The sequence below is a fragment of the Arachidicoccus ginsenosidivorans genome (assembly GCF_007971385.1).
Lineage (GTDB): Bacteria > Bacteroidota > Bacteroidia > Chitinophagales > Chitinophagaceae > Arachidicoccus > Arachidicoccus ginsenosidivorans.
In genome coordinates this window covers 1,569,539-1,580,292 of sequence record NZ_CP042434.1, presented here as the reverse complement: position 1 = coordinate 1,580,292, position 10,754 = coordinate 1,569,539, and the positions used below count along the sequence as shown (strand labels likewise).

Annotated in this window: 12 protein-coding genes; all 12 read left to right on the top strand. The window is 42.6% G+C overall.

Annotation, left to right across the window (positions count from 1 at the left end; all coding sequences use genetic code 11):
- Nucleotides 1-2: 2 nt before the first annotated feature.
- The 12 genes from FSB73_RS06525 (at nt 3) to FSB73_RS06475 (ending at nt 10,752) form a co-directional block, all read left to right on the top strand.
- Nucleotides 3-1,514, top strand: coding sequence for a RagB/SusD family nutrient uptake outer membrane protein (locus FSB73_RS06525; protein ID WP_146788123.1), 1,512 nt, complete (start codon nt 3-5; stop codon nt 1,512-1,514).
- Nucleotides 1,515-1,534: 20 nt separating this feature from the next.
- On the top strand, nt 1,535-2,362 hold the full coding sequence (locus FSB73_RS06520; protein ID WP_146780705.1) for a DUF4843 domain-containing protein: 828 nt from the start codon (nt 1,535-1,537) through the stop codon (nt 2,360-2,362).
- A 23-nt stretch (nt 2,363-2,385) separates the two neighbouring features.
- A complete protein-coding gene (locus FSB73_RS06515; RefSeq protein ID WP_146780703.1) occupies nt 2,386-3,081 on the top strand; it encodes a PKD-like family lipoprotein in 696 nt (231 codons plus the stop codon).
- A 26-nt stretch (nt 3,082-3,107) separates the two neighbouring features.
- On the top strand, nt 3,108-3,842 hold the full coding sequence (locus FSB73_RS06510) for a hypothetical protein (protein WP_146780701.1): 735 nt from the start codon (nt 3,108-3,110) through the stop codon (nt 3,840-3,842).
- A 91-nt stretch (nt 3,843-3,933) separates the two neighbouring features.
- Nucleotides 3,934-5,130, top strand: a complete 1,197-nt coding sequence (locus FSB73_RS06505; RefSeq protein WP_146780699.1) for a TlpA disulfide reductase family protein — start codon at nt 3,934-3,936, stop codon at nt 5,128-5,130.
- A 395-nt stretch (nt 5,131-5,525) separates the two neighbouring features.
- Nucleotides 5,526-6,644 (top strand): dipeptidase, encoded by a 1,119-nt coding sequence (locus tag FSB73_RS06500; protein WP_225974555.1) that lies wholly within the window; start codon nt 5,526-5,528, stop codon nt 6,642-6,644.
- A complete protein-coding gene (locus FSB73_RS24335) occupies nt 6,632-6,895 on the top strand; it encodes a M20/M25/M40 family metallo-hydrolase (protein ID WP_225974784.1) in 264 nt (87 codons plus the stop codon). The genes FSB73_RS06500 and FSB73_RS24335 overlap by 13 nt, the downstream gene beginning before the upstream one ends.
- Nucleotides 6,896-7,002: 107 nt before the next feature.
- Nucleotides 7,003-7,434 (top strand): RNA-binding S4 domain-containing protein, encoded by a 432-nt coding sequence (locus FSB73_RS06495; RefSeq protein ID WP_225974554.1) that lies wholly within the window; start codon nt 7,003-7,005, stop codon nt 7,432-7,434.
- Between the two features lie 132 nt (nt 7,435-7,566).
- Nucleotides 7,567-8,397 carry a subclass B1 metallo-beta-lactamase gene (gene bla, locus FSB73_RS06490; protein ID WP_146780697.1) on the top strand — a complete coding sequence of 277 codons (831 nt, stop codon included), beginning with the start codon at nt 7,567-7,569 and terminating at the stop codon, nt 8,395-8,397.
- A 103-nt stretch (nt 8,398-8,500) separates the two neighbouring features.
- Nucleotides 8,501-9,016, top strand: coding sequence for a YcxB family protein (locus FSB73_RS06485; protein ID WP_146780695.1), 516 nt, complete (start codon nt 8,501-8,503; stop codon nt 9,014-9,016).
- A 38-nt stretch (nt 9,017-9,054) separates the two neighbouring features.
- The gene (trmD, locus tag FSB73_RS06480; RefSeq protein ID WP_146780693.1) at nt 9,055-9,735 is read left to right on the top strand and encodes a tRNA (guanosine(37)-N1)-methyltransferase TrmD; all 681 of its coding nucleotides are present in this window, start codon (nt 9,055-9,057) and stop codon (nt 9,733-9,735) included.
- Between the two features lie 207 nt (nt 9,736-9,942).
- Nucleotides 9,943-10,752 (top strand): MBL fold metallo-hydrolase, encoded by an 810-nt coding sequence (locus FSB73_RS06475; RefSeq protein ID WP_146780691.1) that lies wholly within the window; start codon nt 9,943-9,945, stop codon nt 10,750-10,752.
- Nucleotides 10,753-10,754 lie beyond the last annotated feature (2 nt).

Below are 10,754 nucleotides of genomic sequence, written 5' to 3'. Positions count from 1 at the left end.
AAATGCAATTGAAGTATATATATCAGGGGTTAAAAAGGCAGTTTTTGCCGGTTATATTGTCTGTTACTTTACTGGGACTCGCAAGTTGTAATAAATGGCTGGATATTCAGCCCAAATCTGACATCTCCGCTTCAGAACTCTTTAGCTCCGAGGCGGGCTTTGAAGAGGCGTTAAACGGGGTTTATATACGACTGGCCAGCACAGATTTGTATGGTGATGAACTAACGACCGGATTGTTAGATGCCATGGCCCAGGATTATAGTTTTTCTACTCAATTGGATCCGTGGTCTTATCTTAAGACTGAAAAGTTTGATTTTAAGGATGCTGAATTTATTTCCAGAAGGGATCAAATCTGGTCAGGCCTATATAATGGCATTGTCAATTTGAATCTGATCTTAGAAAACCTGGAGGACAAGCAATCTTTATTTACCGGAAATAATTTTAATCTAATCAAAGCAGAAGCTATTGGGCTTAGGGGTTATCTGCATTTTGATTTATTTAGGCTATTTGGTAGTTCTATCGCCAGTGGTGGTGCCCAGGGAATCCCCTACGTGACAACTTACAGCAATAAAGTGACAAAGACCGCTACCCCCGCAGAAGTGATGGATGCAGTGGAAAAGGATCTGATGGAAGCCAAGGCACTGTTGAAAGACATCGATCCGATTACTGAAAAGGGCTATGTGATAGATTATCCTGGCAGTGATTCAACAACAGAGAATGCGAACCCTGCTTTGTTTATGCAACTGCGACGCAACCGCTTTAATTACTACGCCGTTACAGCTACGCTGGCCCGCGTATACTTATATGATCAAAATAAATCGGCGGCACTTACTAATGCGCTGGAGGTGATTAATTCTGGAAAATTCCCCTGGACAAATCAAAAAGATTTTCTTAATTCAGATCCGAAACAAAAAGATTTATTGCTTTATAAGGAGCTGATTTTTGGTTGGTATGCGCCTTGGAGTGTGCCTCAGTTGCGCGCAAGGTTTGAACAAGGAACAAGCAGTTTGTTTCTTTCCAAAAGTGATGCAGACCGGTTATTTGAAACCTCGGGCGTCGGTGCAGAGGATTTAAGGTATAAGAAATGGTTACAGGTGGATATAAATGGTAATTATGAGTTGCAGAAATATACGAGAAATCCAGATGGTGATCAGCAGGATCCAACCTCCAACCTTTACCCCGAAACCCTTCCTGCCATTCGATTAAGTGAGATGTATTACATCGCAGCAGAATGCAGCTATGATCAAAACCCGACTGAGGCGATGGCCTACGTAGATGAAGTTCGCGCCCACCGGGGCATTGGGGCAAAGCTAAGTACTACAGGAAAACCTGATTTTATTCAACAACTGATCAAAGAAGCACGCAAAGAGTTTTTAGGTGAAGGCCAGATCTTTTATATGTATAAGCGGCTGAACCAGGCCATTGCCAGTCATGCAGGTACGCAGATTGCCGCAAGCCCAAATGTATTTGTACTGCCCATGCCTGAGAATGAAATTGAATTTGGTAACCGTTAATTGGAATAAATAAAAATTATATGCGATCTATAATAGTTATATTTTTTGGGGCATTTATCTGTTTGGTATTGGGACTTACTGGTTGCTCAAAAAGCGATTTAGCCTTATATAATAGCCCTGCCAGTGTCTATTTTGAATTGTCCGCTGCCCAAAGGGACAGTATCTTGTATACATTTGCTTATACACCTGAGAAAGCGAGTGATACCTTATTTTTGCCCGTTAAACTGGAAGGTATCAGAACCGGCGTAGATCGCAATTTTGTACTAAAAATTGATCCGGATTCTTCGACGGCTGTTGAGGGCAAGCATTACGCACCACTCGCTCCTTCTTATACCATACCGGCAAATGAAGGAATTTGCTATGTGCCAATCATACTTTATAATACCGATGAAGCGCTGCAAAAACGGTCGGTAAGTATTAAATTTTATCTGGAAGGAACACCAGATCTAGGGATATCCATGCCAAAACTTTGTCAGGCTAAACTGGTATTTTCCAGTAAACTGGAAAGACCTGATTGGTGGTCGATGTGGATGGGCGATTATTATTCTCAGGTAAAGCACCAGCTTTTTATTATTGTAACTGGCCAAACCACGCTGACTACTGGCACAGAAGGAGGACTGGATGCACCCAAGAACCTTTATTTTGTCAGTTTGCTAACCAGCTTTTTAAATAATCCCGAAGCATGGGTTGAGGCGCATCCTGATAAGGGCTACGTATTGGAACAGATAAATGATACCACCTATCATTTTTACAATAAGGATAATCCTGACAAAGTCATTATTTACCAATTAGACAGCCAGACTGGAGGCTATTATTTTATGGATGAAAACAACGAGCAGGTGCATTAAACTCATTTTAAAATTAAAAGATTATGCGGATAAATAAAATTCTATTAGCCAACACCTTGCTTAGTCTGATTATACTGGGTTGCTTAAGCAGCTGTTATAAGGACAAGGGGAATTACACTTATCAAGTACCACCGGCTCCGGTCATTGAAAATATGGATAGTGTTTATGAGGTGTTTGTTGGGGATAGCCTGATTATCGCTCCAGAAGTAAAATTACAGGGAGAAGCACCCGGTGGGTTGGCATACAGCTGGACAATTCATGTACCGCCCGTCACTTCCTCAGATACGGACCGCCATTTTGTGGGCAAGGATCTTAGGATTTTGTTTGGGTTAGGCCCATCCAGATTTACTGGCCGGCTGGCTATTGAGAATTTGGCAAATGGCATGAAATACTTCAAGGATTTTACAATTATTGGCAAGACCGCCTTTTCCAAAGGCATGACCGTGTTAAGTGATGATCAGGGTAAAACGGTGCTGAGCTTTATTAAGCCGGATACCACGCTGCAACCCTATCTTTTTGAGGCGGTTAATCCCGGAAAAAGCCTACCAACGGACCCCTCGCAAATCCTGGCCATCCCTGTTGCTTATCAGCCCCCTGTTAACAGTTATTGGATATTTGGCAAATCAGGTGCCCAGACGGGTATTCAGGTAGATGCGAATGACTTTAAGGTGATTAAAACACTGAAGGATAATTTCTTTGATGCACCAGGGGGAGCGTAATCGCACGGAAAATATTTGTCAGCCCGATGGGCGTGATCTCTGGCGTCATTGGTGATAAATTGTATAATGGCACTACTTCCACCTGGAATGAAGCGCCGACTTATGGTATGTTTGGTCAGGCTGCCATGGGAGACTATAGTCTTAGCCCGGAGATGGTGTTTAATTTTACGGGCAACTTTGGCCCTGGCAATTATATTGGCTTTGACCAGTTAAAACGCCAGTTTGTGCGCTTCAACCTATATGGGGATGCCACTTATTTTGGTCCTGATTATGTGGTAAAGGGAGATAGTTTTGACCCAAAGAATATGGGCATGGATTTGTTGCATTTACAACAAATTGCAGGAGGCTTATGTTTTGGTTATTTTAAAGCGGCTAATGACAGCATTTATGAATGTAGCATGAATACAAACTTCAATGGTCCCTTTGAATTTGAGGCCCTCTCCAAACGTCCTTTTGTGCGCCAGGACTTAATAAGTGCATCAACACTTATGACTGCTACCACCAGTCAAATCCTGTTTTTTAGTTTTCAGGACAAAGTATATCGCTACAATCCCATTAACGAATCCATAAGCGCAGTGGCAACAGATTTTGGCGGTAAAACAGTCACAATGGTAAAACTCCAGGACCAACAGACTTTAGTCGTTGGAACAGAGGGTGCCCTTTATTTTCTGGACATTCGTACCGGCCATAACGGCACCCTGCTGTATAAGGTAGATGGTATTCCTGGAAAGGTCATCGATATGGCTTTTAGGGAGCAGTAGACATCAACAACCTAAGTTAATAAAGGAGGGTAAAATTCAAACAGTAATAATAATCAGTAATCCAACAATCAGTAATCCAAAAAAATAAAAGATGGAAAATAAACCCAACAGTACAAAGACAACAAAAGCGTTGAAACCGCGCTCGGATAAAAATTCAGTAGACAGGCCTTCTGGCAAAGGTGGTTACGGCCGCGCAATTTTACTGGCCCTAGCCGGTTTATTTATGCTACAGGCAAGTTTTGCGCAGCAGCAAACCTTTTCCTTACATGGACAGATGGCACATTTACAAGACGGGGAAGTTTACCTGGGCTTTGGCACTTTTGGAAAGATGAAGGCTGATACCGTTATGGCTAAGAATGGGAAATTTACGTTTGCTGATAGCATCCAGGAACCTTGTTTTGCCATGTTGTTTAACCATGATTATTCGCTGAAAGTAGACCTTTATCTGGATGGGGGGCAAATTTATGTGAACGGTGATCTGGATTCAATTTACGATACCCAGGTAAAAGGGAGTGCAATTGTAAATGAATATGCCGCCTATACTTTTGCACAGCTGCAAACCAGAAAGCCTGTCCAGGCTATCTATGAAAAGTGGATGCAGGCATATAAACAAGGCGATTCTGTCCTGGCAGATCAATATAAAACAGCCTTTGAATCTGCAAGAGCGGATCAAACAAATAAGTCCAGAGGGCTACAGATGGAATATATTAAAACGCATCCGGGCAGCATTGCTTCCGCCTGGGAGCTGTTGCATTATGTGACAGACAAAACGCTGGCTGAAAGCAAAAATTTGTTTAAAGGCTTTACTGAGCATGTTCGCCACTCGAATCAGGGTAAAGAGCTGGCCGAAAGAATTGCAACGCTAAGTCGGGTCGAAGTAGGTAACCTGGCACCGGGATTTGCCCAGGCGGATACAAGTGGCATTAAGGTGCAGCTTTCCGACTATAAAGGTAAATATGTGTTGCTGGAATTTTGGGCCAGTTGGTGCGGTCCTTGTAGAGCGGAAAGCCCCAATGTTTTAAAGGCCTATGATAAGTATCATGAAAAAGGTTTTAATGTGCTCTCCGTCAGCCTTGATAATGATAAAGGGAAATGGCTGCAGGCAATCCATAAAGACGGGCTGCTTTGGCAGCAGGTCTCAGATTTACAGGGTTGGAAAAACGCCGTCGCTACTTTATATGGAATCCATGCGGTACCGGCCAACTTTCTCATAGATCCTACCGGAAAGATTGTGGCACAAGACTTAAGAGGAGAGGCCCTGCAGGTAAAACTGGCGGAGTTATTTTGATATAAGATTTGCGCTTATTGTTAATAAAATTTTAATTTACTATATACTACGGGCGCGTCTCCCAATGGGGAGACGCGCCCGTAGTATATAGCGGAGCCATGAGAACCTACCGTAAAAGCACCATACTAACAATCATTGGTATTACGTCAAAAAGTCAATACCTTTGAAGCCTGCACAGTAGTGGCAGGTTTGGGACGCTTTGATTTTTAATCAGGACTAAGCTACCTGCCGGATTTACTCAGTCAAGTGGTTAGAAGGCGTAGATCAAGCGATAAAACGCATTAACTGGACGCTACTATGGACAGCTGGCCATAACTGGAAAGCTAATTAATGATTTGGAGCATTTAAAGTTACTGTGCGATTAATTAAAGAAATTAAAACGATAAAACGATTTTATGCAAGATTGGAAAACATTTCAAGAGGCAAGTAAGCAAAGGTTTCTTGATGAATTACTTGAATTATTACGGATCCCTAGTATCAGTGCCAAACCGGAAAATAAAGCGGATATGGTGAGCTGCGCTGAACTAGTGAAAACCAGGTTGCAGGAGGCTGGCGCCGCTAAGGTAGAAATATACCCAACCGCAGGCCATCCGGTCGTCTATGGAGAATTGGTGACTGATCCAAGTAAACCTACCGTGTTAGTCTATGGTCATTATGATGTACAACCTGTAGAACCCTTAGAATTATGGCACAGCGGTCCATTTGAGCCTGTTATCAAGGACGGTAAAATTTTTGCCAGAGGTTCCGCGGATGATAAAGGTCAGTTTTATATGCATGTCAAAGCCCTGGAAACCATGGTGAAAACAGGTTCTGTACCGCTGAATATTAAATTTCTGATCGAAGGAGAAGAAGAAGTGGGTTCTGAAAATCTGGGTATTTTTATGGAGTCTCATAAGGATCTGCTGAAAGCGGATGTTGTCCTGATTTCTGATACCGCAATGATTAGCCTGGATACCCCAAGCCTGGATACAGGCGTTCGGGGGCTAAGCTATATTGAAGTTGAATTAACAGGCCCTGACCGTGATCTGCATAGTGGTGTTTATGGAGGGGCAGTGGCCAATCCGATTACCATTTTGGCGCAAATGATTGCCTCTTTACATGATGAAAATAATCATATAACTATTCCGGGCTTCTATGACGACGTTAAAGAATTGTCTAAGGAAGAGCGCGCCAAGATCAATCAGGCTCCTTTTAGTGAACAGGCGTATAAAAAGGAACAAGGCGTTCAGGAGTTATGGGGCGAAAAAGGCTATACGACTTTGGAAAGAACTGGTATTAGGCCTACTTTGGAACTCAATGGGATTTGGGGCGGCTATATGGGAGAAGGTTCCAAAACGGTATTACCCAGTAAGGCGCATGCGAAAATCAGTTGCCGTTTAGTGCCGGGGCAGGATCATCATAAGATTACTGATCTGCTAATCAAGCATCTGGAAAAGATCACGCCAGCCTGTGTGACGCTTAAAACCATCATTCACCATGGCGGTAATCCTTATGTTACCCCATTGATAGCATAGAATACAAGGCTGCTGAAAAGGCGATTGAAGCTACTTTTGGGAAATCGCCGATACCGGTTAGAGGCGGTGGAAGTATTCCGATCACTACTTTATTTGAATCAATCCTGAATTGTAAAACTATTTTTATGGGATTTGGCCTTGACAGTGATAATCTGCATAGCCCGAATGAGAAATACAATCTGGAAAATTATTATAAAGGCATTGAAACCATTCCTTATTTTCACAAGTTCTACGCAGAACTGAAAAAATAAGCAGCATATTTTAGCAAGCCTTCGGACTGTCCGCTTTAAATTAATTGGAATTTAAGGCAGGCTGTCCGATTTTTGTTTTTATAAACAGGGTATAATACTAGAAGCTAATGGACGAAAAATTAAGAATTGATAAATATTTATGGGCCATTCGGCTCTTTAAAACCAGAAGCCAGGCGGCTGATGGCTGTGATAAGGGGAAGGTGAAATTACATGGACAAAATGTGAAGGCGGCAAAGGCTGTTAATATCGGGGATGTCTATGAGGTTAAGACGGAGGCTCGTAAATGGGTCATAGAGGTAACAGGCTTACTCCCTAAACGCGTAGCTTACGCAGAAGCCATTAAATTTTATAAAGATATTACGCCCCCGGAAGCCTTAGACCAGGTAACTTTCCAGGCCCTAGTTTTCATACGGGTAAAAGGCTCAGTAAGGTGGGGAGGCCCACCAAAAGAGACCGGCGCGATATCGACCATTTTCTGGATGGGGCGCCGGATCCAGAGCAGCCGGCATAAGCTAAGAGCGGGTGATTTCGGTTTTTAGCGTAATATTTAGATGCAGGATATGGGTTTTTGGTACGAACTTAGGGAAAGAGAAGTAATGTCAGGATTTATAGTATGGATTAAAGGCCAGATTTGTGGCTTTTGATTGGCGTAAGCATAAAAACTTAAAATAATGGATGCACCGTTCATGATAAAACTAGCGGGAAAGAAGAAGGGCAATCGTAAATTATGGCAGGTATGGACGCTGTATATAACGACTGCTTTTTTATGGGGCGCACTCATGGTAATCAGTATTCCCGCATCTGCGCAATTAACCCAAAAAGGCCCTTTTGAAATTACGCCTTTAACGGATAGTGTGTTTCTTTTTACCAGTTATGGCGAATTTAACGGCAGATTCTATCCTGCCAATGGTCTTTTTGCATTAACTCCAAAAGGAGCCATCATTATTGATGGTCCTTGGGACCCCAAAGATCGCCTGCCTTTACTGGACAGTATCTGGCAGCAACATCATGCAAAAGTTATTTTTTGTCTGGCAACGCATTTTCATGAGGACCGTTCTGGTGCCTTAAAAGCGTATGGCGCCATAGGTATCCCTACCTTTTCGACAAAAATGACGGATTCATTGTGCCGTTTGCATCATGAACCCAGAGCTGTTCATTTAATGGTGCCTGATACGACTTTTCATTTTGGCGATTTTACCCTACAGACCTATTATCCTGGACCTGGACATGCACCGGATAATATTGTTGTCTGGCTGCCCGATTCTAAGATATTATATGGCGGCTGTTTTTTAAAAAGCGTAAAGGATGATAACCTGGGTAACCTTAGTGACGCAAATGTGGCCGTTTGGGGACAAAATGCCGGCAAACTTAAAACGCGGTTCAAACATCCCAGCTACATAATTGTCGGGCATGGTTACTGGCGCAGTCTAAAGGCCATTGATCATACCATTGAATTAGTCAGACAGTATAATAGTAGACAAAAAAGCCGGCAAGCGCATTAAGCAAATAAGCTAAATAAATTAAATAGTAAAAATTTAAAAACGATCAAATAAAGGGAATGTACCTCCGTGTACGGGCCTGGAACAAAAAATTATAATAAAATATATGACTGCATTTAAAATCAAAACTCAGTTGACCAAAAGCGAATATTGCAAATTGTTTTTGCGCTTAAGTTACCGCCAGCGTCTCTATCAGATTATCACGATGATGGGGGTGCTCTTGCTGATTTTGTCCATCGTTCGTTTTTTTGTCAAAAGCATCATCTCTGAGAATGTGCAGTTTTTTTTATTTGCCTTTAGCATCTATGGGCTGGTATTGTTCCCGATTCTGATCTGGTTACGTGCCAAAAAAATCTATAATACGAACGCGGGCCTGCAAGGGCCGATTGAATACAGTTTTAATGATCAGGGACTGACACTTGATGCCAGTGGAAATCGTTCTACCTTTACCTGGCGGGATTTTGGTAAAACGGAGCAGACAAAAGAATATTTACTGCTTTTTGGCTATAACAGAGCGGCTTATTTTCTTAAATTAAAAGACCTGCAGCCTGATCAGATTCGTTTTATTGAAGATAGAGTGGCCACCGAGTCTGCTGTCGGGGAAGATAAAACAGAAAAATAACTTTTGGCAAGAGCCAAAGCTGACAAAAAAGAAGTGACATGCATATTGATGTAATTACCGTTCAACCTGATTTATTAGAGAGTCCGCTGTCCCATAGTATTATGAAAAGGGCGCAGGAAAAAGGGCTGCTTTCTGTCCAGTTGCATAATTTACGTAAGTGGGCCTTAAATAAATATGGTCAGGTGGATGATTATCAGTTTGGTGGTGGCGCAGGAATGGTCATGATGTGTGAACCCTTGGTGAACGCCATTGAAGCATTGCAAAAGGAGCACACTTTTGATGAAATCATCTATATGACACCCGATGGGGCAAGATTTGACCAGAAAGCAGCCAATGGATTATCATTAAAAGGGAATTTATTAATTATCTGTGGGCATTATAAAGGTATTGATGAAAGAATAAGGGAGCATTACGTGACGCGTGAGATTTCTATAGGCGATTATGTGCTGAGTGGTGGGGAACTCGCAGCCGCTGTTGTGATTGATGCCATTGGCAGGCTGCTGCCTGGCGTTCTGGGTGATGAAACCTCGGCATTAACAGATTCCTTTCAGGACGATTTGTTGGCGCCTCCGGTATATACCCGACCGGCAGAATTTAATGGCTGGCCTGTTCCTGAGGTACTATTAAGCGGTAATCCGAAATTGATTGATGAATGGCGGTATAATCAGGCTCTTGAAAGAACAAGGCAGCGCCGTCCGGATCTGTTGGATGAACAGTAAATCAGGTTGATGGTCTTAATAAATGGCTGCGGGCAAATCGCTCGTCGTATTATTACGACAATCATTGTCCGGGGATATTATTTAATTTGTCTGCCTGCTTGATGAGCTGACTGGTAGTCCACCTTAGATTTTCTGGCTTTTTGGCAGGATATTGGCGTTATACTTAGGTCAAGTATCAACCTCTTTTTAATATAAGAATAAGTTGCCATGCATTTTAATTGTAAGCAAAATAGACAAGCGTTATTAAAAGCACGCCTGGGTAACCTGTGTATGGTCTGTATGTTATTTTTGGCCATTGGGCTTTCCGCATCCGCGCAGTCTGCTGCCAAAAACTGGGTAGAACCAGTGAGTGGCATTCAGGTTCATCCGATCTTTCATGCCAGCCTGGAAATCAGGGCAGCGGGTAAAATCTTGTTGGTAGACCCTAGTTTTGATCCGAAGTTACTCTCTGAGGTTCAAGCGCCGGATTTAATTTTACTCACCGATATTCATGGAGACCATATGAATCCAGATATATTGGGTCAGATTATGAAAAAATTTGGGGATAAACCGATCATTGCACCTAAGGCCGTTGCAGAGAAACTGCCGGCGGCCCTCAGAAAAAATGTTCAGATACTAAATAATGGGCAGTCGATGCATTGGGAAGGTTATCAGATTGCAGCAGTGCCCATGTATAATCTGGCAGATGCGCCCCAAATGTTTCATCCAAAGGGCAGAGGCAATGGTTATGTACTGACTGTCAATGGAAAAAGGATTTATTTGAGTGGGGACACCCAGGCAACTCCTGAACTCAGACATCTAAAAAATATTGACCTGGCCTTTGTCTGTATGAACCTGCCATATACGATGGATGTATATGAAGCTGCTTCAGGTGTACTGGATTTTCAGCCTAAAGTGGTTATTCCCTATCATTACCGTGGTGACAAAGGGCTAGCTGATTTGAAAAAATTCAAGCAGCTCGTTGATAATGGCCAAAGAGATATCAAAGTTGAATTATTGAATTTTTACCCCGAGTAGTG